The organism is Thermococcus sp. 5-4, from assembly GCF_002197185.1.
Classification (GTDB): Archaea; Methanobacteriota_B; Thermococci; order Thermococcales; family Thermococcaceae; genus Thermococcus; species Thermococcus radiotolerans.
The window spans coordinates 1,248,561-1,274,115 of the sequence record NZ_CP021848.1 but is presented as its reverse complement, the minus strand read 5'-3'; the positions used below and the strand labels follow the sequence as shown (position 1 = coordinate 1,274,115).

Here is a 25,555-nt window from a genome sequence, read left to right as displayed (position 1 = left end):
CCCGACAAGGCTTTTATGATGTTGGGAGTAGTTCCAAGCATGAGGCACTACGAGATAGTTCGTATACGGGAGAACGGCAAGGTTGAGCTTCCCAAGGATTACGCCTACGAGCTCGGCATGGTGGAGGGCGCGTATTTTCTCCTCGAGATAGACACCGACCTGAACGAGGTCCACATGGAGCGGATAGCGCTCCCTGGAAAGAGGCTCGTGGAGGTTGAGCTCGTCGTCGAGGACAGACCGGGGGTTCTCGCGAAGATAAGCGGACTCTTCGGGAGGCACGGGGCCAACATACTCTTCAGCGAGGCCGAGGAGCTTGAGGGCATAGAGCTGGCGGGAATAGTTGCGGTCATAGACGTGAGCGGAATGAGCGGCACGCTGGAGGAACTCAAGGGGGAGCTTGAATCGCTGGACGTCGTGAGGGAGGTCACCCTAAGACCACTGGAGTAGGAGCACCGTCAGCATGAAGGTCACGAAAACCGCCGCCAGGACGTTTACATCCCTTCCAACGTCCTTTGCTTCGCTCTGTACTCCCCTCTCGAAGACGCCCAGAGCCCTCAGCCCAAAGAAGGTGAGCACTGCGGCGGCAATGTAGATGGCATCGCTCGGCTTGAGCCCCGCACCGAGGTAGAGGCCGGCACCGAGGGTGGTTAAAGCAAGTACCAGTGAGGAGAGCTTCCAAGAGGGCCTGAGGTCTTCCGTTTCTCCCCTCAAGAGGTGGTAGTTCAGCTTGGTGAATGAAACGAGCGTTCCTATCGTCCCGGCCAGAACGGTCCACCTCCAATCCCCCGGCAGGCCTGAGTATATCAATCCCTTCGCATAGGAACCTATGAAGGGCGAAACCCCTCCTATGGCGAGGCTGAGCATCAGCACCGAGAAGGCCATGAGTGGAGCGTTCCTATAGCCGAACTCACCCAATTTCCTTGACTTTCTTCCGAGGCTTCCAACGCTCAGGAAGAGGCCTCCTTTGGCCAGAGAATGCGCCAAAGCGTAGTACGCTGCCCCCGTGAAGTTGAAGGTGGCTATTCCGAGGAGCACGTAGCCCATCTGGGAGACCGTGGAGTAGGCGAGGAAGCGCTTTGCATCCCTCTGGAGGAGCATAATAACTATGCCGAAGAATATCGACGCAACCGCTACCATCATGGCGGCGGTTTTCAGGCTCTCCCCAACGGGCAGGGCCGAGAAGAGGAGAATCATCCCGTAAGCGGGTGCCTTGACCACGAGCCCGCTCAGGAGGGCACTAACCGGGGTTGGAGCCTTCGAATGGGCATCGGGCAGCCAGCCGTGGAGGGGGAAGATGCCGGCCTTCAGGAGGAGTGATGCAAAGGCCACTCCGAGGGCGGCGTTGAGCTCCCTGCTCGGGAGGGCGTTCTGGGCCACGAGGTCGACGTTGAGGTAGCCCGTCTCCATGTATACGAGGCCTATCGCGAAGATGAAGAGGTAGGAAGCGAGGAGAGATAGGATGAGGTACTTGAAGGTCGCCTTTTTCGAGCCCGGCTCTTCGGAAAAGGCAACCAGGGCGAAGGCCGAGACGGAGGCAATCTCCATGTAGATGTAGAAGTTGAAGAAATCCCTCGCCAAAAACGCCCCCAGCAAACCCGCATGCATCAGGAGGAACAGGACGAGGGCTTTGGCGGTCTTTTTGTACCTGAAATCGAAGTAGGAAATGGAATAGAGGGCAACAACGGTGAAGAGTATCAGCTCGCCCGCGATGAACGGGGCGTTGATTTCACCGATTCCGACCTCTATCCCCGCCACCCTGCTCCAGCCCCCGACGATTTCCCTTCCATTCTCCACGAAGAAAATCCCGACCGGGAGAACGGCGCCAAAGACGAAGGAAGCCTTTATTAAAACCTTCTTCGCCCGCAGGGTGTCCAGGATGACGATTATGAACCCAAACAGGAGCGGAAAGGCCACCATCAAGGGAATCATAAGCCGTCCCTCCGCATGCGGATTATTATCGCCAGCGCGAGCGACGTTATGGCAACGTCAACGACGAGCGTTGTCAGCATCAGCGTTGCCGGGAGCGGGTCGACCGGATTCGTCGGCATCATGGGGATGTCCTTTCCGGGGGAGTACGCTAAGCCGATGAAGAAGAGCACTAAACCCAGAGAAACCACGTTTATGGAAAGTACTAGCTTTATCGGCTCCCTCTTCGCCATCAGGCCGTATATCCCCACGAGCATTATGACCACTCCGGCCTGCTCCGGGCTAATCACTTTCAACCCACCTCAGCAGGATGTAGAAGACGAAGGTGAAGGCGGCGCCGACCTCAAGGCCAACGATCACGTTGAATGGCAGTATTATGCCGCCCTCCGTCGGCAGGAAATTGGAGTAGAACGCCCCAAAGGCTATCCCGGCGATTCCCAGCAGGACGAGCATCGCTCCGGCCGAGCTCTCTATCAGGCTCGCCCAGTTGAACTTGAACCTCTTCCTGACCTTTTTGTAGCCGTGGGATGTTATGAGTAGTATGACCGCGACCGCGAGAATCACCCCTCCCTGAAAGCCGCCCCCGGGGCTTAGATGGCCGTAGAGCATAATGTACGCTGCGTAGGTGACCAGGAACGGGCTTATCATCTTGGTGGTGCTCCTCACGACGGTGCTCATCTTCACTTCTTCTTCCCCCCGAGGAGCAGGTAGAAGCCAATGACTGCCGTAAACAGCAAACTCGCCTCGCCGAGGCTGTCGTAGGCCCTCCAGCCGGCTAAAATAGCCGAAACCAGGTTGGGTATTCCAATCTCGCCCCAGTTGGCGACGTAGTAGGTGTAGCTCCCGCCGTAGGACGGAGAGTAGTTCAGGCCAAGCAGGAACGCCCCAAGGGCAACGGTCAGGAGCAGAGCTATTGCCCTCACCTCGTCACCTCCTCTATCGTGAAGAGGAAGACGCCTATCACTATCGCGCCGACGACTATCGCAGAGAGGGCGACGTCTGGCGCTTTAAGCTCGAACAGGGCCAGGACGAAGAGCAGACTGAGGAGGGAGTATTTAACGACCGCACTAACCAGGTTCTTCTCTTCAACGACCGCTATGGCCAGCAGTATCATCGCTACGAAGACCACGTCAAGGATTGTCCCAAGCATACATATCCACCACTACCTTCGGCTTCACCCCGTACTTGTAGGCTCCGCGGGCTATGGCATGGCCCACCATGGGGTTTATCATCGCTATCAGGAAGGCCAGCACCAGGAACTTGGCCCTCACAACGGCAGGAGCGTCCATTATCAGGATCAGGGCGAGGATTATGCTCATGGCCCCGCCGGTGTCGCACTTCGTTGCCGCGTGGAGCCTCGTATAAACGTCGGGGAAGCGGAGAATGCCGAGAGCCCCGAAGACCATGACGGCCTCTCCAAACAGCATAAGGATTATCTCAATCATATGAAGCCCTCCGCTCCATGTATTTGGCCAAGATCAGCCCTCCGACGGCGTTCACCATCAGCAGGACTATCGCGAGGTCCACAAGGTAGTACTCACTCCTGATGACCGATACGACCGCGATTATGACGACCACCTTCGTCGTTATCGTGTTCAGACCCACTATCCTGTCTGGCAGGGTCGGTCCTTTGACCACGCGGTAGGTTATCAGTATCGCAGTGAAGACGAGCACGTAGAACGCGCTCACCAGAAGACCTTCTTGAGCCATTCCTCGATGTCCCCCTTTATCTTTTCTCCGGCCTTCTCGCGGTTGAGTGTCTCCAAATCTATCCAGTGGACGTAGAGATAGGTCTCGCCGAGCTTTTTGTTGACGTCAAGGGTTAACGTGCCCGGGGTCAGGGTTATTGAGTTGGCGAGTATCGTCACGCCCGTGTCCGAGTGGAGGTCGGTCTTTATCTTGACTATTCCCGGGTTGATGTCCATGAAAATCACGTTCTTCGCAACCTTCAGGTTGCTCTCCAGCAGGCGGAAGGCCATTATCACGAGGTACTGCGGGAGGTATATGAAGGCGAAGTAGAGGAGTTTCTCGACTATATGGCCGCTCTTCCTTATGTCCTCGGTTAGGAGGTCGCGCATGAAAGCCGCTATTATCAGCGTAACGGCCGCGCCCAGGGCCAAGTCCCTCGCCCTGAAGCTTCCAGAAACGACCACCCAGAATGCCATCAGGACTGCCCACGTCAGAACCACCCTCTCCCAGGAGGGGAGCTTCGAGGCCTCGAATTCCTCGTGGAGGACCCTCTCCCTGAGGGTCTCAAGCCTTTCCTTCAGGTAGAAGGGAACGCGGCTCATGTGGTAGTTTAGGGCGCGGAAGGTTATAACGATTTTGCAGACGCAAAGATATTGCCCAAAATTGTGAAATCCGTTCGGATAATGCCCGAAAAATCGGAGGTTTTTGCGTAGCTCTCTCGGGGCCCCACCGTGGAGGGCTCGTTATGGAAAGGTTTAAATCTCCGGCGGTTCTAGAGGAAAACGGTGATGCTCATGATTGAGGTTGGGGAATACAAGGTCAAGGAAGGCCTTTACTACACGAAGGACCACGAGTGGGTTCAGGTTCTTGAGGACGGAGTCGTTCTCGTCGGAATAAGCGACTACGCCCAGAAGGAGCTCGGCGACCTTGCCTACGTTGAGCTTCCTGAGGTTGGTAAGGAGGTCAACAAGGGCGACGTTCTCTGTGAGCTGGAGAGCGTCAAGGCCGTTTCCGAGGTCTACGCTCCGGTCAGCGGTGAGGTCGTTGAGGTCAACGAGGAGCTTGAGGACAGCCCGGAGCTCATCAACGAGGACCCCTACGAGAACTGGATTGCCAAGCTCAAGCCGAGCAACCTCGACGAGGAGCTCAAGGAGCTCATGGACGCCAAGGCCTACGCCGAGTACCTTGAGAGCCTCTGAGGTGTTCTCTAACTTTTCTCTTCCCCGCTCGGAATCCTTAAGTATCTGGACGTCCATTAGTCTTCGGTGGTTTTCATGAAGGTTCTCAAAGAGTGGGACGTTAAGGTAAAGCTCGTGAAGACCCGGCGCGGGGCGATTCTTCACATGATCGAGCTCGAGCCCGGCCACTTCTACCTCGAACAGAATCCCCTGAAGGACTCAAAGTACGGTGTGGCCTATAGAAAGATAAAGGAGAATTTCCCCGAGTTCTACATGTTCTGGGAGATCAAGAACAACCGCTATACAGGGAAGCTCCTCGCGGGGGCTTTCCTTGAGAAGTCCGAGATAGATGAGTTCGTTACGCTTCTGGCGAAGAGCGAGGACTTCAAGAAGTTCGAGGAGATACTCGAAGAGATCGAAGAGATGGAGGAATGAGCTCAGTTTCTGACCTTCATCATTTTTGCCGCGTAAAGCGCGGTTTCAGATACCCTAGAGGTCTTCATCGCTCGCTTTCTCTATTTCTGAGAAGGTTAAAAGTCTAGCGGCTCGGCCAGTATGCCCTTCATCACGGTGCCATTCAGCCACTCCGGGGCTCGTCATCGCCGGTAATCATCTCCACCTACTCACTGATAAACATCACGAAACCCTTATAACTTCTGCCCCAGTAGTTAACTACTGGGGTGGTAGTTGTGTACTTTGACATCAGACCGAAGAGGAAGCGCGAGGATTTGTACGACAGAGAAGCGGAGCTGAAGGAGTTTGAAAAGTCCATCACCTCCGGGAATCCCCTCACAGTCATCACTGGTATAAGACGTCTTGGAAAGACTTCCCTGCTCGTGGTGGGCCTCAACGAACTGGCAGTCCCCTACGTTCTCGTAGATTTCCGGGGTGTCAATCCCAACTCCCGTATGGACGTTTACAAAAGAATAGAAAGCTCCATCAATGAATTCTTCCGCGAAAACCGTAACCTCTGGGAGGAGATTAAAACCGAGCTCAAAAACATAGCCGGTCTCCGGGTTCTGAGCCTCGGAGTGAACTTTTCCTGGAAAGAGGAGAGAACCGATCTCATAGCGCTCTTTCGTGAGTTGGAAAAGTACGACGTCGTCCTCGCTTTTGATGAGGTTCAGTACCTCCGCGGGCCGGTCGGGAGCGGGTTTGCCGGCCTAATTGCCCACCTGTACGACTACTCCGATCTCAAAATGGTCATGACGGGTTCAGAGGTGGGCCTGCTTCACGATTACCTCGGTGCCGATGACCCTAAGGCTCCACTCTACGGCAGGTACTTCCATGAGATTTCTCTGGGGAGATTCACACCCGAACAGAGCAGGGATTTTCTCCAGAAAGGCTTTGAACAGGTTGGATTGACACCCCGAGAGGAGATCATAAGCCTCGCAGTTGAGAGGCTCGATGGAATAGTGGGATGGCTGGTTCTCTTCGGCAGAAAGGCCATGGAAAAAGGGCTCTCCGAGAAGCTCATTGACGATGTTTTCGATGAGGCGAAGGCCCTTGCCATGGATGAATTCGAGAACTTTCTCTCAAAGAGACCTGCCGCGAGGAACCGGTACGTCGAGATAATGAGGGCTATCGCCTATGGCAAGAGAACGTGGGAGGAAATAAAGGAACACCTCGAAAGAAAGGAGGGTAAAAGTGTAGCGGACAGTGTACTGGCGAGGCTTCTGAAGGCCCTCGTTGATTCTTCGTTCCTTGAGAAGGTTAAAGAAGGCAGAAACGTCTACTACCACATTCCCGATCCAATACTGGAGGCGTGCTTCAAAGAAAAATAGAAGAGGCTCACGCGTTTCCGTTTTCCCTCTTCTTCGTGAGGTACTCGTGGATAGCCTTTGCGGCCATCCTTCCGTCGCCCATCGCGAGGATAACCGTCGCCTCTCCCCTTATCGCATCTCCACCGGCGAAGACTCCAGGAATGCTGGTCATCAGGTTCTCGTCAACGACTATTCTTCCGCGCTCGACCTTGAGGCCGGGCGTGTTAACGATGAGCCTGTTCGGGTGCTTTCCGATGGCGATGATGGCGGTTTCGGCCTCTATCGTCACGTACTCGCCGGTTCCGACGATCTTTCTCTTGCCCCTGCTGTCCCTCTCGTCCAGGGCCTTCATCTTCTCAAACTTGACGGCCTTCAGGTTGCCCTTGCCGTCCCCGATGAACTCCACCGGGTTAACGAAGAACTCGAACTTTATGCCCTCCTCTTTGGCGTGCTCGACCTCTTCAACCCTGGCGCTGACGTCCTCCGGGCCGCGGCGGTAGGCGATAATGACCTCTGAGCCGAAGCGCCTCGCGCTCCTGGCCGCGTCCATGGCCGTGTTTCCGGCACCGATGACGATGACGCGCTTCCCGACCTTGACGGGGGTGTCGTACTCGGGGAACAGGTAGGCCTTCATGAGGTTGACCCTCGTCAGGAACTCGTTGGCCGTGTAGATTCCGTTGAGGTTTATGCCGGGCGCGTTGATGAGCCTCGGGGTTCCGGCGCCGGAGCCTATGAAGACGGCGTCGTACTCCTCCAGGAGCTCCTCGATGGTGACGGTCCTTCCAACTATGTGGTCGGTGAGTATCTTGACTCCAAGCTTCTTGAGCTTGTCAATCTCGCTCTCGACGATGCTCTTGGGCAGCCTGAACTCTGGGATGCCGTACATGAGGACTCCACCGGCCTCGTGAAGGGCCTCGTAGATGGTAACGTCGTAGCCGAGCTTGGCGAGCTCTCCAGCGGCGGTAAGGCCGGCCGGACCGGCACCGATGATGGCAATCTTCTGGCCCTTCTTCTCTATCCTCGGGATCATCTCGAAGAGGAGTTCCTCGTCTATGCCCTTCTCGCGCGCGTAGTCGGCCACGAAGCGCTCGAGCTTTCCGATGTTTATCTTGTCACCGACCTTACCCATGACACAGTTCATCTCACACTGGTCCTCCTGCGGGCAGACCCTTCCGGTGGTGGCCGGGAGGGAGTTGCATGCCCATATGACGCTGAGAGCCTCCTTAACGGCCTTGTCCGGGTCGTCGCGGTATTGGACTAGTTTGCTTATGAAGCCCGGAATGTCGATGTGAACGGGGCAACCCTTTATACAGGGCGCGTAGTTGTAGGGGCACTGAAGGCAGCGCTCCGCCTCCTTAACGGCAAGCTCGAAGGTGTAACCAAGGTTGACCTCGGCAAAACTCTTAATACGCTCCTCCGCTGGCCTCTCCGGCGTCGGAACGCGCTCCTTAATGATCTTCCTCTTGACCGCCATTACTGTTCACCCCCCTGGAGGGCCTTCATGTACTCTGTGAACGCCTTCACCTCTAGGTCAGTATAGTACCCGCTCCTCGCTATCAGCTCATCCCAAGCGACCTGGTATGCGTCGAACTCCGGTCCGTCTATGCATGCGAACTTGACCTCGCCGCCGACGGTGACACGGCAGGCGCCGCACATGCCGGTTCCGTCCACCATTATCGGGTGAAGGTCGGCCTTCATTGGAACTCCGAACTCTTTGACGACCTCGAAAACGGCCTTCTGGTCTCCGGTTGGACCGACCATGAAGACGAGGTCGTAGTTCTCCTTCTCGAGCATCTCGCGAACTTTCTCCACGAGTCTCTTGGTGACGTTCTTCATGTTGGTTGGGAAGTCGAGGTTCGGGTCTATGGGGACGGTCTCGACCACGTGCCTGCCAACGGCCCTCTCAAGCTCGTCCTTAAGGACTACCATCGGCTCGAAGGTCACGTGGAGCGTGGTTACGTCGTTCCCAAGCTCCTGCCAGGCCTTTGCTATCGGGTAGACCTCGACTATTCCAGTGTACGCTCCAATCGCGAGTATCTTCCCGAACTTCTCCATCTCTGCCGGGTTTCCGAGCGGGCCTGCGATGTTGAGTATCTCGCCGCCCTCCTTCAGCTCCGCGGCCATCCTCGCCGTCGTCTTGCCCCTCGTGAAGACGATGAGAACAATCCAGCCCTCCTCGGGGTCCCACATGACTGGCGTGAGCGGAATCCTCTCACCGTTCTTGAAAGCCCTGACGATGACGAACTGCCCGGGCTTTACCTTCTTGGCAACGTGGGGTGCGTGAACCTTATACCAGGTGTTTCTCATGGCGATCTCTTTTTTCTCAAGGATTTTATACACGATGAACACCTCCGTGCAGGTGGTCAAATTTGGACATCTAAAGGTTTGCAACCAAAAGTGTTTATAAAGATGTTGCTAACCTTTGGTTCAACCGGGCGAATAGATTTCGGAATAAGCCTTTCTCCACGAGAAATTTTCAAGAAAAGGTCACATATTCAAGAGGATAAGAATCAGAGCTTCCTGATGAACGTTATGTAGCCGGTGTGCGCCAGCATGGTCGTCTTTGGCCTCATGCACTCCCTCTTGACCTCGTGCTCCCTGACGAGAACCTCAACGACCCTCGGCTTGTAGAAGTGCTCCCTGTACTCCTGGAACGCCTGGAAGAAGCGGTGTACCTGGTTGGTGCACGGTGTGTAGGCGACGAAGTAGCCACCCGGTTTCAGAACCTCAACCGCGTGGGGGAGAACGTTCTCCGGCTGGGGCAGGTCGAGAACTATGTGGTCCGCGCTTTCCTCGTCTATGCCGTCGTAGATGTTCTTGAGCTTTATCGTGACCCTGTCGGCGAAGCCCGCCATCTCGACGTTCTTCTGGGCTATCCTTGCAAAATCTTCCCTGAGCTCGTAGCTGATGACCCTGCCCTGGGGGCCAACTATGTTCGCGAGAAATATCGTGAGCGCCCCGCTTCCAACGCCGGCCTCTATCACGGTGTTCCCCGGGGAAATGCCGGCGTAGGCGATTATTATACCAGCGTCCTTGGGATGGACGATTTGAGGGCCGCGACGCATCTTCGCTATGATGTCGTTGACGTCCGGCTTCAGTATCCTGAACTCCTCGCCCTTGTGGCTGGTGATGCTCTCCCCGTAGTCCTTCTCCACCAGCTCACCGAGGTTGATTATACCCAGGTCCGTATGGAACTCCCTGTTAGAGACCGTCACGAGGTACCTCTTTCCCCTCCTGTCGACCAGAAGAACCCTATCCCCCTCTCGAATCAAAAATCTCACCGCCCTTCTTCACGATAAGTTCCTCGTTGGATACGTGGAATACTATCGAGGCCATCTCCTCCAGCATGGCCAGGTGGGCCTTACTGAGCACCTCGACGTTGAGGAAGTGTATACCGACCCAGTCTTCCATCGGTATCGTGCTTATCCCGGTCATTATGGCCTTCATGGCCTCGTCCCCGCCGAAGTGGACGTAGTGGGAGAGCCCGAAGGTCACGAAGTACTCGGGCTTCGTCGGCGAGTGGGTCATCCTGTTGACGACCGTGTGGTAGTTCTTGAGGAAGCTGTGGGAGTCGTAGACGGGAACGACCTCCTCTATGACCTCTCCGTAGCTGGCCGAGCCTGGTCCTATCTTGACGACCTTTATCTTCTTTATGAGTTCGATCACGTCGGAGTACTCCTTTCCGGAGATTCTGCGGATGTAGTTCCGGAAGAGCAGGTCACCGATACCGAAGAAGTCCCCTATGACGACGTCTCCCCTCTCTATGAGGGCCGGTATGAGGAATCCCCATGAGAGCTCCTCAAGCGGGTACGTCGGTCGGTACTCGATGAGAACGGTATCGCCCCTCTCGGCCTTTCCGAAGAGGTACTTTTCGAGGACAGAGGTCTCCATAGGACTCACCAAAAGGGTTTTTAACGGCTCCTCTTTTAAACCTTGTTAGGTGGAAGGGATGAAACGGTTTGTGGTGTGGCCCAGCGAACTTGATGCCAGGTTGAGCAGAAGGTACGGCAGGGCCGTTGGAAAGGAATTCGCCGTTGACGGCCCGAAAATCCAGGAGATAGCAGACGCGGCAAGGGCACTGGGCATGAAGATCATCGAGATGGACGAGTCGAAGCTCAACCCCCGCTTGGCGGGCCTGGACGAGGAGTACAGGCTCAGGGGGATGCTCCGCCTCGAGGGCAAGCACCCCAAGGGGAAGAGCCTCAAAATGATAGGTCAGAAAATCAGGGAAATCAGAAAAATCCAGGCTAAAGCCAAGGGCAAGAAGAAGCACAAATCCAGGAAGAAAAAGAGGTGATCACTCCTCTTCTTCCATCTCTACGACTATGGCGGTAGTAGTGTCTATAACTCCGTCGATGTTGTGTATGTCGTGGAGTATCTTCCTGGTGAGCTCGCCGAGGTCCTTGGCCTCGATGTGAACTATCGCATCGTAGGGTCCGGTGACGGCGTCCGCCCTCGTAACGCCCGGTATCTGCTTGAGGGCGTCTATAACGCTTTCAACCTTCCCAATCTCCACAGTCAATAAAACGTACGACCTAACCATTTTCCACCACCGCTGAAAGGCTTTACGCCTTTATTTAGCCCCCCATCTCATTTAAGCTTTTCGTAGTTTTTCGACGAATCCCTTGGATGGCCACACTCCTTCTACGCTGTCCAGTAGCACCCTTTAGTATCATTAATCTCACAGTGTACCACCGAGAGGTACATCGAAAGCTTTATTACCGGATTAGTCGTAGAATCAATGCCCTTAATGTACAGGGGTGGGTATTAATGAAGGCAAAGGCTGCAATGGCCCTGCTGGTTGTCTTTTTGGTGGCTTTTTCTGTTGTTGCTAGCGGCTGCATTGGTGGAGGCAAGAGTGCCACAACGACGATTTCTCAGGGCGGCACCACATCGAGCCCGAGCGGGCAGACTACCTCCCAGACCGGAACTTCCACCGGAACCACCACGTCCAGCGCGACGTCAACGCAAACCCAGACTCCCGCAGAGGTGAAGCCTGGGATACTCGAGATGGGGAAGGTCTACGTCATAGTCACGGACAAGAGCGTCGTGGTCGTCGGCCCGAAGGGCGCCAGCCCGAGCGTGAGCATCCCGAGCGGCAAGAAGGTCATAAAGGTCGAATACGAGGTTGACACCGCCAACACCCCGGACGTCAAGACCCTCATGGAACAGGGTCAGGGATTCGGTGCGATTGACCCGGCCTTCTTCCGCGACGAGCACGTGGATGCCCTCATCATCGCGGCAAGGCGCCAGACTGACCCCGCCATAAGAACCGAGCTCTTCAAGGCCGTTTACATGCTTGGAAACAAGCTGGTTCCCGAGATCATCCTCGGCCAGAACAGGCAGCTCCGCGTTTACTGGAACTGGGTCAAGGGACGCTACTACCACCCGACCCTTGCGGAGCGCTACGACCTCCTCAGCGAGGACCAGAACGCCCCGTCCGTCAAGATAGGTATCAAGGACTACAAGAACGACCCCGAGACCTACACCATCGCCACCTTCGGCTGGCCGGAGAGCTTTGACCCGGCGATGACCTACGAGACCTTCGGATGGGAAATCTGGCACGAGATAGGCGACACCCTCGTCACATACTGGAAGGAGAACACCGAGCAGGTCAGCCCCGACCTGGCCGTCGCCTGGGCGCACAACAAGGACGGTACCGAGTGGTACTTCCTCATCCGCGGCGGCGTCAAGGCATACGATCCGTGGGACGACAAGACCTACCCGATCGACGCTACCGACGTGGCCTTCACGTTCCTCCGCGTTGAGAGGCTTGGCCACAGCGTCAGCTGGATGGTTGACGCCTTTATGGACGTTAACCACTCGGCCGCCCTCACCGAGGACGAGTTCGACCAGTACCTCAAGGAGCACCCGCTCATAGCCGAGTTCAACGGCAAGAGCACCGAGGTCAAGAGCCTTGACGAGCTCAAGCAGTTCTTCGGCTACAACGGCGACACCGCTGGAGTCTTCAAGCTCGTTCTCCCGGCCCCGTACGCTCCGGTTCTCGGAATACTCGCAGACCCGTTCCTCAGCGTCGTCCCGATGGAGTACCTCCTCGGCGACAAGTACCAGGAGGCCCTCCAGGCTAGCGACAACGGTCACAACCCGAGCGCCTGGTGGAGCTACCTGAGCGAGGGCAAGAGCGACCCGACCCACCAGCTCATGCACAACAAGCCCGTTGGAACCGGGCCGTTCTACGTCGCCGACTACCAGAAGGACGCCTACATAGTCCTCGAGTACAACCCGCACTACTGGAACGCCACCGCCAACCCAGGCCACAAGAGGGTCATCTACATCATAAACAGCGACGCCATGGCGAGGATTAACATATTCAAGACCGGAACCGCGGACGTCGTTGCGATTCCGCCCGAGAAGATGGACACCGTCAAGGGACTCACGCTCAACGGCTTCAAGTCCATCGTTCAGACCGACATCCTCCAGCCGATACTGACCTTCCTCGTCTTCAACACCCAGAGGGAGCCCTTCAACGACCCGCTCGTCAGAGAGGCACTGGCATACGCCGTTCCGTACGACCAGATTTCCCAGATCGTGTACCAGGGACTGCTCGAGAGGAACTACGGACCGATACCGAAGCCGTGGCCTGGCTACACCGAGGAGGGAATAATCAAGTACAGCTACAACCTCGCCAAGGCCCAGCAGCTCCTCCAGCAGGCGGGCGTTGACCCGTCCAAGTACAAGATCGAGCTCATCTACAACGAGGGCAACAGCGCCCGTGAGAAGATAATGACCCTCCTCCAGAACGTCTGGAGCCAGCTCGGCTTCCAAGTCACCGTCAACAGCTACAACTGGCCGACCTACCTCGACAAGACCGAGCACGGCGAGTACGACGTCTACGTCGTCGGTTGGGTCCCGGACTACCTCGACTCCGACAACTGGGTTGGCCCATTCCTCTACGGCGCCACCGAGTTCAAGAGCGTCGAGGTAACCGTGAGCTGATTTCGAGTTTTCTTTTTTTCTCCCTATGATTTTTGGAGCTGTCCCGCAGAGGCATGCCAAAGAAGGCAGGGGGGATCGAATTGGCGAACCTGAGGAAGTTCCTAATAAGGAGGCTCCTCACCTTCATACCAACCCTCATTGGAGTCACGCTCATAGTGTTTTTGATCGCGTACGTCATCCCCGCGGATGTTGCAAGGGCCTGGGCAGGGGGTGAGAAGGCGAGCCAGGCCTACATGGAGCAGATAAGACGCCAGTACCACCTCGACGAACCCTGGTACGACCAGTACTGGTTCCTCATCAGCGGGCTCGCAAGGAACAATATCGTTGACCCGAGGACATCAAACTACGTCTTCGACGACATAAGCGAGAGGTTTCCCATAACGTTTGAGCTGGCGTTGGTGGCGTTCTTCTTCATATTGATAATAGGCATCCCGCTCGGTATTATCTCCGCCCTCAAGCGCAACACGTGGGTGGACACGGTTATAAGATTCTTTGCCCTCACCGGTGTCTCGATGCCGGTTTTCTGGCTGGGCTATCTTCTCATCTACGTGTTCTTCGTTGAGGTGCACTGGATAACGCTCGCCGGCTTTCCAGCTCCCCCCGAGCATCAGATAACCCACATCCCGATGATAGACGCCCTGCTGACGGGCGACTTTGACACGCTCAGCCAGCACATTCACAGGCTCTGGCTGCCCGGATTCACGCTTGGATTCATGGGCGCGGGCGTTCTGGCCAGGTTCGTTAGGAACAGCTTCCTCGAGGCCATAGGGAGTGACTACGTGGGCTTCCTCAAGGCCAAGGGAGTTCCCAAGAGGGGCATCTACCGCCACGCCCTCAAGAACGCGATGGTGCCGATAGTTACAGTCCTTGGCCTTCAGTTCGGAGGCCTCCTCGGAGGAACGCCGATCACCGAGACCGTCTTCGGCCTGCCGGGAATGGGTTCGTACGTCATAGAGTCCATCAGGAACCTCGACTTCCCCGCGGTCGTGGCGATAACCATGGTCTTCGCCCTGATATTCCTCATAACGAACCTCGTCGTGGACATACTCTACGCGCTGATAGACCCGAGGGTGAGGTATTAGCAGGGGTGGTAAAATGGGAAGGGAAGAATACACGAAGAACGTCCTCGATAAGCTCTCCGATGCCTTCGTTGAGGCTCTCGGCTCATTCATCAGTCTCTTCAGGAAGGACTGGAAGAAAAAGAACCGTTCCAAGATGGAAGAGTGGAAGCTCATGCTCTACGCCCTCAACCGCTCACCGCCGGGACTCATAGGCCTCGTCCTCGTGCTCATGTTCGTGTTCCTCGGACTCTTCGGCCCCAGCCTCGCGCCCTGGAGCTACCGCTTCTTCCCGAGCAACTACAACTTCGAGACCTACCTCGCCCCGCCTGGCTCCACCTACAGCATGAACGTCACGGAGCTCCATGATGGAAACATAATCCAGTACACCGCCACGATACACTACGTCCTCGGTGGAGACCACTACGGTAGAGACCTCGTCAGCCTCATCCTCTACGGCGCCAGGGTGTCCTTCGTGATATCCATAATCGTCATAGCCCTGGGCGTCCCCCTGGGCATCATCCTGGGTTTGATAGCGGGCTACTATGGCGGCAAGGTGGACGAGCTCGTGATGCGTATCACGGACGTTTTCCTCGCCTTCCCGGCGCTCATCCTCGCCATAGCCTTCTCCGCTGTGCTTCCCCAGAGGCTTCAGAACTTCATCTCGGCCCATGAGACCGTCCAGAGCTTCGTGCTGTGGCTCTTCGCTCTGAAGCCCCAGGACGCGGGCAACCTCGGAAAGCTCCTCGCGGTTATACTGGCGATGATAATCGTCTGGTGGCCGGCCTACGCAAGGATCACGCGCGGTTCAACCCTCACCGAGAGGGAGAACCTCTACGTCGAGGCGGCGAGGGCCATAGGTCTGAGCTCGAGGACGATAATGTTCAAGCACATCCTGCCCAACATCATCGGGCCGATACTCGTCTACATCACCCTCGACTTCGGTGGCGTCATCCTGATGGAGGCTGGCCTGAGCTTCCTCGGTCTGGGTGCAACGCCGCCCATAGCGGACTGGGGAAGGATAGTCTACGACGGCTCCCAGTACTTCCCTGAGAAGTGGTGGCTGGTCACCTTCTCGGGCTTCATGATCATGCTGGTGGCCCTCGGCTGGAACCTCCTTGGAGACACGATGAGGGACATCCTTGACCCGAAGACGAGGAGGAGCATAGAGTTCAAGGTCAAGAAGGCCAAGAAGGAGGGTGAGAGCAATGCCTGAGCCCATCCTTGAGGTCCGCGACTTAACCGTGCACTTCTACACCTACGCCGGCATAGTCAAGGCCATCGAGAAGGTTTCCTTCGACGTCTACCGCGGTGAAACTTTTGCCCTCGTCGGTGAAACCGGCTGCGGAAAGAGCGTCACCTCTAGGGCGTTGACCCAGCTCATCGAGAGTCCGGGAAGGATAGTCGAGGGCAGCGTGATCTATCACCGCGAGGACGGCTCCGCCGTGGACCTGCTGAAGCTCTCCCAGGAGGAGATACGCGACATCCGCGGCAAGGAGATAGCCTACATTTTCCAGGACCCCCACGCATCGCTCGACCCGCTCTACACCGTCGGTTACCAGATAGCCGAGGCGATGGTCGTCCACAACACCGTGAAGGACTGGAAGGAGGGCTTCAGAAAGGCCGTGGACATACTCCGGCGCGTCCTCATCCCCGACCCCGAGAGCAGGGTGAAGAACTACCCCCATGAGATGAGCGGAGGAATGAAGCAGCGTGTTGTTATAGGAACCGGAGTGTCTAACAACCCCAAGATACTCATAGCCGACGAGCCGACTACAGCTCTGGACGTTACGGTTCAGGCCCAGATACTCGACCTCATGAACAAGCTCAAGGAGGAGTACAACACCACGGTTATACTCATCACCCACAACATGGGCGTCGTCGCGGAGATGGCCGACCGTGTTGCCGTCATGTACGCGGGCAAGATAGTCGAGATAGGCACCGTTGACCAGATATTCAAGAACCCGCTCCATCCGTACACGCAAGGGCTCCTGCGCGCGGTTCCAAACCCCATGGCAAAGATAGAGCGCCTTGAGACGATACCCGGAACGGTTCCGAACCTGATAGAACCCCCCAGTGGCTGCCGCTTCCATCCCAGGTGTCCAAGGGTCATGGGTATCTGCAAGGAGAAGGTTCCCGAGCTGAAGGAGATGGAGCCCGGCCACTTCGTGGCCTGCCACCTGTACTGAGGTGATAGCATGAGCGAGCCGATACTCGAGGTTAAGAACCTCAAAAAGTACTTCCCCATCAGGGGCCTTTTCAGGACCGAGGGCTACGTCAAGGCCGTTGACGACGTCAGCTTCACGATAAACCGGGGCGAAACCTTCGGCCTCGTCGGTGAGAGCGGATGCGGAAAAACGACCACTGGGAGAACGATCCTCCGCCTCATAGAGCCCACCGACGGTCAAATCATATTCCAGGGGAAGGACGTCACGAAGCTCAAGGGGGAGGAGATGAAGTGGTTCCGCAGGAAGGCCCAGATAATGTTCCAGGACCCCTACTCATCCCTGAACCCCAGGCAGACGGTCTTCGAGATAATCATGGAGCCGGTCAAGTTCCACGGCATAGAGGTTGACGACCCGGAGGAGTTCGTGATAAGGCTCCTCGAGAGCGTCGGCCTCAACGAGATGCACCTCTACCGCTACCCCCACGAGTTCAGCGGCGGCCAGAGGCAGAGGATAGCGCTTGCAAGGCTCCTCGCGCTCAGGCCGGAGTTCATAGTTCTGGACGAGCCGACATCGGCCCTCGATGTCTCAGTTCAGGCCAACATCCTCAACACGATGAAGGACCTCCAGAGACGGTTCGGCTTCACCTACCTGTTCATCAGCCATGACCTCGGTGTCGTCAAGTACATGAGTCACAGGATGGGCGTTATGTACCTCGGGAAGCTCGTTGAGGTCGGGCCCGCTGAGGAGATATTCGAGAACCCGCTCCATCCATACACCAAGTTCCTGCTGTCGGCGATACCCGTTCCGGACCCCGAACTGGCAAGGGAACTCAAGAAAAAGCGCATGAAGGTCGAGGGAGAGCCACCCAGCCCGATAAACCCACCGCAGGGCTGCCGCTTCCACCCGAGGTGCCCCCTCGCGAAGGCCGGACTCTGCGACAAGAAGGAGCCACCCCTCATAGAGGTCGAGAGCGGTCACTACGTAGCCTGCTGGCTCTACGGAAAGGCATGATTCTATTCTCCCTTCTTTTCAGTCATCAGCCACGGGAGCGCCATCCCCGCGTTGGAGTCTATTCTGAACAGCTCCCTGTATACCGGGTCGCCGACGTCTCCACCGTTCACCTCGAATTCGAGAAAGGCATAGCCCAGCGGTTTTATCGTTGTGTCACTCAGCTCGACTGGAGTTTTTACCCCTAGAACCTTCCTCAGTATCGCCAGGGCCAGGAGGGCCTCCCGGTTCTTCTTGGCCAGCTCTTCGTCCCTGTCCACGTGCCGCTGATGCCCAGTGGGTATCCCTATGAGCCGCCAGATGTTCCAGCGCCTCATGTGCCTTGCCCTCTCGTTGAAGCTCTCGCCGCTGAGCTCGTAGAGGATCACGAAGAGAGAGGTGAGGTACTCCACGACGGACTCACCCTCTAGGAGTGCTCCCATTGGCTTTTCCTTGACCATTACAAGGTCTTCGGCCTTCCTTATCAGGGTTGCCCGTCTCTCCGGTTTCTCCACCCTCAGCGAGAAGTAGGCATCCACACCGTACTTCCCGGTCTTGGTCTCGAAGAGCACGTAGGGAACCCTCAGCCTCATTTCCCTCCCCCGCGGAGTAGGTGGGATAAGCATATAAAACCGTCGGTGGAATATTCCCGGAGCTGAGGGTCATGAGAATTGAGGAACTCCCGGTTGACGAGCGCGTGAAAAGGGTCATCATTGAGAGGGGCATAGAGGAGCTTTATCCGCCGCAGGGGGAGGCGCTAAAGAGCGGGGTCCTCGACGGAAAGAACCTAGTCCTCGCCATCCCCACCGCGAGCGGAAAGACCCTGGTAAGCGAGATAGTCATGGCCAACAAGCTCCTCCGGGAGGGAGGAAAGGCGGTCTACCTGGTTCCGCTCAAAGCCCTCGCCGAGGAGAAGTACCGGGAGTTCAAGGCCTGGGAGGTTCTAGGCCTCCGCGTTGCGGCAACCACCGGCGACTACGATTCAACCGACGAGTGGCTCGGGAGGTACGACATAATCATCGCCACATCCGAGAAGTTTGACTCCCTTTTGAGGCACGGCTCCAACTGGATAAGGGACGTCAAGCTTGTCGTTGCCGACGAGGTCCACCTCATAGGCTCCTACGACAGGGGAGCGACGCTGGAGATGATACTCAGTCACATGCTCGACAGGGCCCAGATTCTGGCTCTGAGCGCCACTGTCGGAAACGCCGAGGAGCTGGCGGAGTGGCTCAACGCGGAGCTCGTTGTGAGCGACTGGCGGCCGGTCGAGCTGAAAAAGGGTGTCTTTCACCTTGGGGAGCTAATCTGGGAGGACGGAAAGCGGGAGCGCTATCCGGAGAACTGGGAGAGCCTGGCGATTGACGCGGTTAAGAGGGGCAAGCAGGCGCTGGTGTTCGTCAACACCCGCCGCTCGGCCGAGAAGGAGGCCGTCTCGCTGTCCTCCAAGATAGCCCGCCTTCTCACGAAGCCTGAAACAAGGCAGCTTAAGGAACTCGCGGATTCCCTCGAGGAGAATCCGACCAACGAGAAGCTCAAAAAGGCCATCAGGGGCGGCGTGGCATTCCATCATGCCGGCCTGAGCAGAACCGAGAGGACGATGATAGAAGATGCTTTCCGTGAGGGTTTGATTAAGGTAATAACCGCCACCCCAACCCTCAGCGCCGGAATAAACCTCCCTGCGTTCCGCGTTATCATAAGGGACACCAAGCGCTACGCCGGCTTTGGCTGGACGGACATACCCGTCCTCGAGATACAGCAGATGATGGGCAGAGCAGGGAGGCCGAAGTACGATAGGGTTGGCGAAGCCATAGTTGTAGCGAGAACCGAAGATCCGAAGAAGCTGATGGAGAAGTACATCCATGGAAAGCCGGAAAAGCTGTTCTCGATGCTCGCCAACGAGCAGGCCTTCAGGAGTCAGGTTCTGGCTTTGATAACGAACTTCGGCGTTTCAAACTTCAGGGAGCTGATAGGCTTCCTCGAGAAGACCTTCTACTTCCACCAGAGGAAGGACACAAGCTCGATAGAGTACAAGGCGAAGGATATAGTCTACTTCCTAATCGAAAACGAGTTCGTGGACATGGACATGAACGACCGCTTCATAGCCCTTCCCTTCGGAAAGCGCACTTCTCAGCTCTACATCGACCCGCTGACGGCGAAGAGATTCAAGGACGCCTTTCCGAAGCTTGAGAGGAACCCCAACCCCTTTGGAATCTTCCAGCTGATAGCCTCGACGCCGGACATGGCAACGCTGAACGCCCGGAGGAGGGAGATGGAGGATTACCTCGACCTAGCCTACGAGTTTGAGGAGAAGCTGTACACGAACATCCCCTATTACGAGGACTACCGGTTCCAGACCTTCCTCGGCGAGATAAAGACCGCGAAAATTCTTCTTGACTGGATAAACGAGGTTCCGGAGGCGAGGATATACGAGACATACAGCATCGACCCCGGGGACCTCTACAGAATTCTGGAGCTCGCGGACTGGCTCATGTACTCCCTCATTGAACTCTACAAGCTCTTCGAGCCGGAGAAAGACGTGCTGAACTATCTGAGAGACCTGCACCTCAGGCTGAGGCATGGAGTCAGAGAGGAGCTTCTTGAGCTGGTTAGGCTCCCCAACATCGGAAGGAAGAGGGCAAGGGCGCTCTACAACGCAGGCTTCAGGACTCAGGAGGATATAATGCGCGCCAAGGTGAGGGACCTCCTGGAGGTCGAGGGCATCGGAATGAAGGTGGTTGAGGGACTGTTCCGGCACTTTGGTGTGGAGATGCCGAAGGGTGCTAAAAAGGGCTCCAAAAAGGCAGAAAGGGCGCGAAAAGGGACCCTCGACGACTTCCTGAAGTGAGGGTCAAGCTTTTAAATCCAGCCCCTTTACTCTGGCGTGGGCACTATGATAATCATCGTGACTGGAATGCCTGGTTCGGGAAAGAGCAGGATCGTCAAGGAGTTCGAGAGGAGAGGCTTTCCGAGCGTTTCTATGGGGGACGTCGTAAGGGAAGAGACGGCAAAGCGCGGTCTGGAGCTGACCAAGGAGAACGTTGCCAAGGTGAGCATCCGCCTGAGGCAGGAGCTTGGTCAGAACGCCGTTGCAAAGCTGACGGTGGAAAAGGTGAGGAGCCTCCTTGAGAGCAGCAGGGTCGTCGTTATAGACGGCGTCCGCTCCCTCGATGAGGTTGGAACCTTCAGGAGCGCTTTTCCGGACGAGGAGATAATAATACTCGCCGTTCACACGCCACCGCACATGCGCTTCGATAGGCTCAAAGCCCGGGGCAGACACGACGATCCGAGAACGTGGGAGGACTTCGAGGAGCGCGACTGGAAGGAGCTGAAGTTCGGCATAGGAAACGTCATCGCGATGGCCGACCACATGATAGTGAACGACTGCAGCAGGGAAGAGTACGAGGAGAGGGTGAGGGAGCTCGTTGACAGGATTCTAGCCGAGCATTGAGTCGAGGAACAGCATCACGTAGAAGCCCAGGAAGAATCCCAGGGTTATCAGCGTGTCGCTGTTTTCTCCCCTGTATATCTCGGGTATCATCTCCTTCACGGTCACGTAGAGCATCGCCCCGCCGGCCAGGCCGAGGCCGTACGGCAGGAGCCAGGCGAAGAGGGTGAAGAAATACGCCCCTAGAAGAACCATTGCCATCTCCGCGAAGCCGCTCAGCACGCCCATTGCTATCGGCTGAAGGCGCTTCTTCTGTATCGTCGCGAGGGGCAGCGAAACGACGGTCCCCTCTGGGAAGTCCTGGATTCCTATGGCTATGGTGGTGACGAGGCCCATCTCCAGGTTGTAGACGAGGGACGTCCCGACCGCGAGGCCCTCCGGCAGGTTGTGGATTATCACCGCTATGACGAGAAGCCAGACCTTCCTCAGCTTGTCCTTCATGGATTTGGGGCCCTCGTAGCCCTTGACGAGGTGCTCGTGGGGAAGAAAGCGGTCTATGGCGTAGATAAGTAGCACACCAAGGGCTATCCCGATTCCGGCAGGTGCAAAAGAACCGGTGCTCTCTATCGCCGGCAGGATAAGGCTCGTGAAGGCCGCCACTATCATCACGCCGGCGGCGAAGCTGAGGGCGAAGTCAACGCCCCCCTCGGGGAGGCTCTTGGCGAATATCGCCACCATAGCTCCGAGGGAAGTCATGAGTGCGACGAAAAGTCCGGCGTAGAAAGCAACCCACATGATTTCGCCGTTCGAGATGCTCAGTATCCACTCCGCGAGATTGGCCACGAAGTTCTCTAACACTATTAGGCCACCCTAACTATTTGGGCGGTTGGGTTTATAAGCCTTCCCGCGAGCTTCTTCTGGGTGAGAATATGGAGCTCTTTGAGGAAGTTGAGGTTGAGGCTTACGTTTATCCGACCGAGGACATCGAGAAGGTCAAGAGGGCCATGCTGAACCTGGTTCATGACCTGGAGTTCGAGGCGTTCGATAGGGGTGATTACGTCATTCTGACCGGCAAAACGAGGAGCAGAAAAGCCCTTAGCAGGCTCTACGAGCTCTTCAGGGGGCAGGCTATACTCGACACCGCGCGCTCGTTCCTTGAGGAGGGCTACTTCGGTGAGGAGATAATCATCAGGGTCAACAAGCAGGCGGCCTATGCGGGCGTCGTTAACTTCAACGAGGAGTCGCCGCTGGGCCCGATAACGATAATCATCAGAACCAAGGATCCTGGGAAGCTCATGAAGTGGCTCGCGCCGAGGACCAAGGACGGTGTGCCGATAGAGTAAAAAAAGGAAAGCTCACTCGGCCGCTTTTTTCTTCTTCCTTCTGCCCCAGCTTACCTGTGCCGTGAGGATTCTCTCCGTTGAGAACAACCATGCCGTGGCGTAGAGTATGACGACCGCAACCACCGTCAGGTAGGTCATGCTTATCGCTATCGGCGTGTAGCTGCTGAGGAGGACGTAGCGGTAGTCCACCACGGGGTGGGTGAAGGGTATCGCAAGCAGGACGTACTTGACAACCGCTGGGAGGTCGTTGATGTCGGTGTACATCAGCAGGAAAGCCGGGAACGCCAGGGGCAGGATAACCGCGCTGACGAGGGTCGTCGCGCTCTGGACGTCTTCGGCGAAGGTTGCCACTATCATGGCCAGGCTGAGGGCGATTATTATCGTCAGGAACACCACGACCGCGAACATCAGCGCCCCCGTCGGGGTGACGACCAGACCCAGGTCTTCGAGGCTCACCCCGCTCGACCCCAGCCCGAAGGAGCTCATGTAGTAGCGCATGCCTACCATGTACGCTATCGCGGCAACGAGACCCATCATGGCCGTTCCGAATATCTTCGCCGCGACTATCTTCGTCCTCGCCACGGGCAGGGTCAGGAGGGTCTCGAGGGTCTTGTTCTCCTTCTCGCTCGCTATGGCTCCGGCGGCCATCTGGGAGGTTATCATGACCATCATGAAGACGATGAGCGGTATCGTGAAGGCCTGGGCCGCTATAACGCTCGAAACTGCGGTTGGCGATATATCCACGACGTTGTTGTTTATGACGGACTTGCTCTCGGTCCTTATCGGATGCAGTATGGCATCGGGGTTGCTGGCGCCGAGGTTCTTCACCTTTATCCTGGCTATCTCGTCGCTGAGTATCCCGAGGACGGCGTTTATCCTGCCCTCGCTGACGCTCTCCTTTATGCCGGTGCTTATCGTCGTGAAGATGCCGTATATCTCGACGGTGGCGGTCTCGTTGGCCTGGAGCTTGGCCGTGAAGTCTGGAGGAATGACCACGAGAACGTTCTGTTCCTGCTGGATGGCCTGTTGAATGGCCTCGTCAAGCGTCGTCGCGTTCACCACGGTTACCGTGACGTTGGGGGCGACCTCCAGGGCCTTTATCAGCAGATTCCCGTAGGCACCCTCGTCGAAGTTGACTATCGTAACCTGTGTCTCCCCCTGGGCCTGCTCCATGCCGATGTTCACGGCCTTTCCCATCACCGGGAGCAGTATTAGCGGGACGACCACGAGGCCAAAGACGAGCTTCTTGTCCCTGAAGAGGTTCCACAGCTCCTTCTTGGCCATCACCCAGAAGTCGCTCATCCGCCCTCACCCCCTATTGGCTCGCTGATGTTCGCCCCCACTGCCCTCATGAAGACCTCCTCGAGGTTCTCTGCGTCGTATTTCTCCTTCAGCTCCTTCGGAGTTCCCACCTCTACTATCTGCCCCTTGTTTATCAGGGCGACCCGGTGGCAGAGGAACTCGACCTCGAGCATGTTGTGGCTCGAGAGCAGAAAGGTGACCCCTTCCGTCCTTGAAAAGCGTCTTATCATCTGCCTTATCGCGTATGCGTTGACTATGTCCAGTCCGCTCGCCGGTTCGTCCAGTATTGCCAGCTTAGGCCGCACCATGAGCGCCCTCGCTATTAGGAGCTTCCTCGTCATTCCCTTGGAGTACGTCGACACCTTGTCGTGCAGCCTCTCTCCCAGTCCACTGAGCTCAACACCTAGCTCGAGCATCTCCCTTGCCTTTTCCTCGTCCTTGGCGTAGAGCCGCGCCATGAACTGGAGGTATTCGTAGCCGGTGAGGTTCTTGTAGGCGCCTGCCTCCTCGGGAAGGTAGCTGATGATCTCCCTGACCTTGTCGGCCTCCTTCACCACGTCGTGGCCGTCTATCTTCGCGCTCCCTCCCGTCGGCTTGAGGAGCGTCGAGAGTATCTTTAGCGTGGTGCTCTTTCCGGCACCGTTGGGCCCGATGAGCCCAAAGATTTCACCCTCGTTGATTGAGAAGCTTATTCCCTTGAGGGCCTTTACCTTTCCGTAGTCCTTCTCCAGATTCAGAACTTCAACCATGGGCATCTCCAGCCCTCCCAACGTCTTTTTAACCCTCCTCGTAGATAAAGATTTCTTCAATCCGTCTGTTGAAAAAGTGGGCTATCTTGAATGCCAGCCTCAGCGATGGGTCGTAGCGACCCTTCTCGATGGCTATTATCGTCTGCCTCGTCACTCCAAGGGCTTTCGCCAGCTCCTCCTGGGTTACGCCCAGCTCCTCTCTGAGCTCCCGCAGGTGGTTCTTCACTCACATCACCCTCGAGTAGTAAACCTTTAGGAGCAGATGTCCAAAGGTCGCTATGAAGAACGTCAGTGATAGAAAAGCAAACGCCAGATTATTCGCCTCTCCGGTGATAAAAGCCAAATAAACCATTTCTAATCCACTTGTAATCTGGACCACATTGAGAATTCTCAGAGCAGCTTTCTCTTCAATTCGTTCTGCCCTCTCGTCAAGATCATGACCGACGTTTCTCCGATAGACCAACGGCAGGGAAATCCCGACTGCCATCCCAACGAGCACTCCAATGAGTATGTCCCACTCCATGCTCTCACCATGTAAAGTTTCCTTTACGTAAAGCTTCCTTTACATCCTTATAAGCCTTTCCCCTCAAAGTTTTTAAAGCGCCGGAGAGAAGTTCAATCCGCGCGGGGGTTGCCGAGCCTGGCCAAAGGCGCGGGATTTAGGGTCCCGTCCCGTAGGGGTTCGCGGGTTCAAATCCCGTCCCCCGCACCAGAAACTTTGCTGGGCAAAGTTTCATCAAAGTTCGTAGCTCCTTTTCATGGCTCAATTCTGTGTGATTTATTATCAATATGGCTGTTTTAAAGTTGAGAAGAACTTTTCAAGTTACTCTTTGAGTGTGGGTTTAACTTTAAAAATCGACGCCTGCAGGGCGTCAATGGAGAGCAAACCATGTTCAATAGTTTCTTCGAAGTGTTCTCGCTTGAAAAATGGACACTTGGGGGATAAAATCGGTTACAGGAGCGTTCTCTGTGATGAGCTACAAACTTTTGGTGAAGCTTTTGGAAAAAGCTTCAGCGTTGACGAAAAGAGGATGTAAGATCTTTTTGATC

General features: G+C 56.3%; 32 protein-coding genes and 1 tRNA gene. 14 read left to right on the top strand and 19 right to left on the bottom strand.

Features of this window, described 5'->3' with window-relative positions:
- Window positions 1–39 precede the first annotated feature (39 nt).
- Window positions 40–447, top strand: a complete 408-nt coding sequence (locus CDI07_RS07075) for an ACT domain-containing protein (RefSeq protein ID WP_088180951.1) — start codon at window positions 40–42, stop codon at window positions 445–447.
- Here CDI07_RS07075 and CDI07_RS07070 read toward each other — a convergent pair.
- From CDI07_RS07070 to CDI07_RS07035, 8 genes are read right to left on the bottom strand one after another with little or no spacing between them, the layout of a single operon-like run.
- A complete protein-coding gene (locus tag CDI07_RS07070; protein WP_088180950.1) occupies window positions 430–1,929 on the bottom strand; it encodes a proton-conducting transporter membrane subunit in 1,500 nt (499 codons plus the stop codon). The two genes, CDI07_RS07075 and CDI07_RS07070, sit on opposite strands and share 18 nt — an antisense overlap.
- Window positions 1,926–2,216 (bottom strand): cation:proton antiporter subunit C, encoded by a 291-nt coding sequence (locus CDI07_RS07065; protein WP_088180949.1) that lies wholly within the window; start codon window positions 2,214–2,216, stop codon window positions 1,926–1,928. The genes CDI07_RS07070 and CDI07_RS07065 overlap by 4 nt, the downstream gene beginning before the upstream one ends.
- The gene (locus CDI07_RS07060; protein ID WP_088180948.1) at window positions 2,209–2,610 is read right to left on the bottom strand and encodes a Na(+)/H(+) antiporter subunit B; all 402 of its coding nucleotides are present in this window, start codon (window positions 2,608–2,610) and stop codon (window positions 2,209–2,211) included. Before CDI07_RS07060 ends, CDI07_RS07065 begins: the two co-directional genes overlap by 8 nt.
- Window positions 2,607–2,849: a hypothetical protein gene (locus tag CDI07_RS07055; RefSeq protein ID WP_088180947.1), complete on the bottom strand. Its 243-nt coding sequence runs from the start codon at window positions 2,847–2,849 to the stop codon at window positions 2,607–2,609. The genes CDI07_RS07060 and CDI07_RS07055 overlap by 4 nt, the downstream gene beginning before the upstream one ends.
- Entirely contained in the window at window positions 2,846–3,076 is a 231-nt protein-coding gene (locus CDI07_RS07050) for a hydrogenase subunit MbhD domain-containing protein (RefSeq protein WP_088180946.1), read from the bottom strand. Before CDI07_RS07050 ends, CDI07_RS07055 begins: the two co-directional genes overlap by 4 nt.
- On the bottom strand, window positions 3,057–3,371 hold the full coding sequence (mnhG, locus tag CDI07_RS07045; protein ID WP_088180945.1) for a monovalent cation/H(+) antiporter subunit G: 315 nt from the start codon (window positions 3,369–3,371) through the stop codon (window positions 3,057–3,059). Before mnhG ends, CDI07_RS07050 begins: the two co-directional genes overlap by 20 nt.
- Complete coding sequence (locus tag CDI07_RS07040; protein ID WP_088180944.1) at window positions 3,364–3,636, bottom strand: monovalent cation/H+ antiporter complex subunit F; 273 nt, start codon at window positions 3,634–3,636, stop codon at window positions 3,364–3,366. The genes mnhG and CDI07_RS07040 overlap by 8 nt, the downstream gene beginning before the upstream one ends.
- Complete coding sequence (locus CDI07_RS07035) at window positions 3,612–4,217, bottom strand: monovalent cation/H+ antiporter subunit E (RefSeq protein ID WP_088180943.1); 606 nt, start codon at window positions 4,215–4,217, stop codon at window positions 3,612–3,614. Before CDI07_RS07035 ends, CDI07_RS07040 begins: the two co-directional genes overlap by 25 nt.
- A gap of 192 nt (window positions 4,218–4,409) precedes the next feature.
- On the opposite strand from CDI07_RS07035, the gene gcvH reads away from it, so the two are divergent.
- The 3 genes from gcvH (at window position 4,410) to CDI07_RS07020 (ending at window position 6,577) form a co-directional block, all read left to right on the top strand.
- Complete coding sequence (gene gcvH, locus CDI07_RS07030) at window positions 4,410–4,814, top strand: glycine cleavage system protein GcvH (protein WP_088180942.1); 405 nt, start codon at window positions 4,410–4,412, stop codon at window positions 4,812–4,814.
- Window positions 4,815–4,889: 75 nt separating this feature from the next.
- Window positions 4,890–5,228: a hypothetical protein gene (locus CDI07_RS07025; protein ID WP_088180941.1), complete on the top strand. Its 339-nt coding sequence runs from the start codon at window positions 4,890–4,892 to the stop codon at window positions 5,226–5,228.
- Between the two features lie 245 nt (window positions 5,229–5,473).
- Complete coding sequence (locus CDI07_RS07020; protein WP_343232452.1) at window positions 5,474–6,577, top strand: ATP-binding protein; 1,104 nt, start codon at window positions 5,474–5,476, stop codon at window positions 6,575–6,577.
- A gap of 7 nt (window positions 6,578–6,584) precedes the next feature.
- Here CDI07_RS07020 and gltA read toward each other — a convergent pair whose 3' ends face one another.
- The 4 genes from gltA to CDI07_RS07000 all read right to left on the bottom strand — a co-directional run bounded on the left by gltA (window position 6,585) and on the right by CDI07_RS07000 (window position 10,447).
- On the bottom strand, window positions 6,585–8,030 hold the full coding sequence (gene gltA, locus CDI07_RS07015; protein WP_088180939.1) for an NADPH-dependent glutamate synthase: 1,446 nt from the start codon (window positions 8,028–8,030) through the stop codon (window positions 6,585–6,587).
- The gene (locus CDI07_RS07010) at window positions 8,030–8,896 is read right to left on the bottom strand and encodes a sulfide/dihydroorotate dehydrogenase-like FAD/NAD-binding protein (RefSeq protein ID WP_088180938.1); all 867 of its coding nucleotides are present in this window, start codon (window positions 8,894–8,896) and stop codon (window positions 8,030–8,032) included. Before CDI07_RS07010 ends, gltA begins: the two co-directional genes overlap by 1 nt.
- Window positions 8,897–9,066: 170 nt before the next feature.
- A complete protein-coding gene (locus CDI07_RS07005) occupies window positions 9,067–9,828 on the bottom strand; it encodes a tRNA (adenine-N1)-methyltransferase (protein WP_088180937.1) in 762 nt (253 codons plus the stop codon).
- A complete protein-coding gene (locus tag CDI07_RS07000; RefSeq protein ID WP_088180936.1) occupies window positions 9,809–10,447 on the bottom strand; it encodes a DUF257 family protein in 639 nt (212 codons plus the stop codon). The genes CDI07_RS07005 and CDI07_RS07000 overlap by 20 nt, the downstream gene beginning before the upstream one ends.
- A 58-nt stretch (window positions 10,448–10,505) precedes the next feature.
- Between CDI07_RS07000 and CDI07_RS06995 the strand changes: the two genes are divergently transcribed.
- On the top strand, window positions 10,506–10,853 hold the full coding sequence (locus CDI07_RS06995; RefSeq protein WP_088180935.1) for a signal recognition particle protein Srp19: 348 nt from the start codon (window positions 10,506–10,508) through the stop codon (window positions 10,851–10,853).
- Here CDI07_RS06995 and CDI07_RS06990 read toward each other — a convergent pair whose 3' ends face one another.
- Window positions 10,854–11,099 carry an Lrp/AsnC family transcriptional regulator gene (locus tag CDI07_RS06990; protein ID WP_088180934.1) on the bottom strand — a complete coding sequence of 82 codons (246 nt, stop codon included), beginning with the start codon at window positions 11,097–11,099 and terminating at the stop codon, window positions 10,854–10,856.
- Window positions 11,100–11,326: 227 nt separating this feature from the next.
- Between CDI07_RS06990 and CDI07_RS06985 the strand changes: the two genes are divergently transcribed.
- From CDI07_RS06985 to CDI07_RS06965, 5 genes are all read left to right on the top strand, one after another.
- Window positions 11,327–13,513, top strand: a complete 2,187-nt coding sequence (locus CDI07_RS06985; RefSeq protein ID WP_088180933.1) for an ABC transporter substrate-binding protein — start codon at window positions 11,327–11,329, stop codon at window positions 13,511–13,513.
- An 80-nt stretch (window positions 13,514–13,593) separates the two neighbouring features.
- Complete coding sequence (locus CDI07_RS06980; protein WP_088180932.1) at window positions 13,594–14,595, top strand: ABC transporter permease; 1,002 nt, start codon at window positions 13,594–13,596, stop codon at window positions 14,593–14,595.
- Between the two features lie 13 nt (window positions 14,596–14,608).
- Window positions 14,609–15,787: an ABC transporter permease gene (locus CDI07_RS06975; RefSeq protein WP_088180931.1), complete on the top strand. Its 1,179-nt coding sequence runs from the start codon at window positions 14,609–14,611 to the stop codon at window positions 15,785–15,787.
- The gene (locus tag CDI07_RS06970) at window positions 15,780–16,760 is read left to right on the top strand and encodes an ABC transporter ATP-binding protein (protein WP_088180930.1); all 981 of its coding nucleotides are present in this window, start codon (window positions 15,780–15,782) and stop codon (window positions 16,758–16,760) included. Before CDI07_RS06975 ends, CDI07_RS06970 begins: the two co-directional genes overlap by 8 nt.
- A 9-nt stretch (window positions 16,761–16,769) precedes the next feature.
- A complete protein-coding gene (locus CDI07_RS06965) occupies window positions 16,770–17,750 on the top strand; it encodes an ABC transporter ATP-binding protein (protein WP_088180929.1) in 981 nt (326 codons plus the stop codon).
- A 2-nt stretch (window positions 17,751–17,752) separates the two neighbouring features.
- Here CDI07_RS06965 and CDI07_RS06960 read toward each other — a convergent pair whose 3' ends face one another.
- The gene (locus CDI07_RS06960; protein WP_088180928.1) at window positions 17,753–18,319 is read right to left on the bottom strand and encodes a hypothetical protein; all 567 of its coding nucleotides are present in this window, start codon (window positions 18,317–18,319) and stop codon (window positions 17,753–17,755) included.
- A gap of 71 nt (window positions 18,320–18,390) precedes the next feature.
- Between CDI07_RS06960 and CDI07_RS06955 the strand changes: the two genes are divergently transcribed.
- Both CDI07_RS06955 and CDI07_RS06950 read left to right on the top strand, forming a co-directional pair.
- A complete protein-coding gene (locus CDI07_RS06955; protein WP_088180927.1) occupies window positions 18,391–20,571 on the top strand; it encodes an ATP-dependent DNA helicase in 2,181 nt (726 codons plus the stop codon).
- A gap of 45 nt (window positions 20,572–20,616) precedes the next feature.
- Window positions 20,617–21,174, top strand: coding sequence for a dephospho-CoA kinase (locus tag CDI07_RS06950; protein ID WP_088180926.1), 558 nt, complete (start codon window positions 20,617–20,619; stop codon window positions 21,172–21,174).
- On the opposite strand, the gene CDI07_RS06945 is transcribed toward CDI07_RS06950, so the two are convergent.
- The gene (locus CDI07_RS06945) at window positions 21,160–21,969 is read right to left on the bottom strand and encodes a ZIP family metal transporter (protein WP_088180925.1); all 810 of its coding nucleotides are present in this window, start codon (window positions 21,967–21,969) and stop codon (window positions 21,160–21,162) included. The two genes, CDI07_RS06950 and CDI07_RS06945, sit on opposite strands and share 15 nt — an antisense overlap.
- Before the next feature lie 71 nt (window positions 21,970–22,040).
- On the opposite strand from CDI07_RS06945, the gene CDI07_RS06940 reads away from it, so the two are divergent.
- Window positions 22,041–22,454, top strand: a complete 414-nt coding sequence (locus CDI07_RS06940) for an RNA-binding domain-containing protein (protein ID WP_088180924.1) — start codon at window positions 22,041–22,043, stop codon at window positions 22,452–22,454.
- A gap of 12 nt (window positions 22,455–22,466) precedes the next feature.
- Here the strand turns inward: CDI07_RS06940 and CDI07_RS06935 are convergent, their stop codons facing one another.
- Genes CDI07_RS06935 through CDI07_RS06920 form a run of 4 tightly spaced genes read right to left on the bottom strand, consistent with a single transcriptional unit; the run spans window position 22,467 to window position 25,028 of the window.
- The gene (locus tag CDI07_RS06935; protein ID WP_088180923.1) at window positions 22,467–23,756 is read right to left on the bottom strand and encodes an ABC transporter permease; all 1,290 of its coding nucleotides are present in this window, start codon (window positions 23,754–23,756) and stop codon (window positions 22,467–22,469) included.
- On the bottom strand, window positions 23,753–24,511 hold the full coding sequence (locus tag CDI07_RS06930; protein ID WP_088180922.1) for an ABC transporter ATP-binding protein: 759 nt from the start codon (window positions 24,509–24,511) through the stop codon (window positions 23,753–23,755). The genes CDI07_RS06935 and CDI07_RS06930 overlap by 4 nt, the downstream gene beginning before the upstream one ends.
- Before the next feature lie 22 nt (window positions 24,512–24,533).
- Window positions 24,534–24,731 (bottom strand): helix-turn-helix transcriptional regulator, encoded by a 198-nt coding sequence (locus CDI07_RS06925; protein WP_088180921.1) that lies wholly within the window; start codon window positions 24,729–24,731, stop codon window positions 24,534–24,536.
- Entirely contained in the window at window positions 24,732–25,028 is a 297-nt protein-coding gene (locus CDI07_RS06920) for a DUF2178 domain-containing protein (protein WP_088180920.1), read from the bottom strand.
- Window positions 25,029–25,129: 101 nt separating this feature from the next.
- Between CDI07_RS06920 and CDI07_RS06915 the strand changes: the two genes are divergently transcribed.
- Window positions 25,130–25,217: transfer RNA gene (locus tag CDI07_RS06915), tRNA-Leu, on the top strand.
- The last annotated feature ends 338 nt before the right edge of the window (window positions 25,218–25,555 follow it).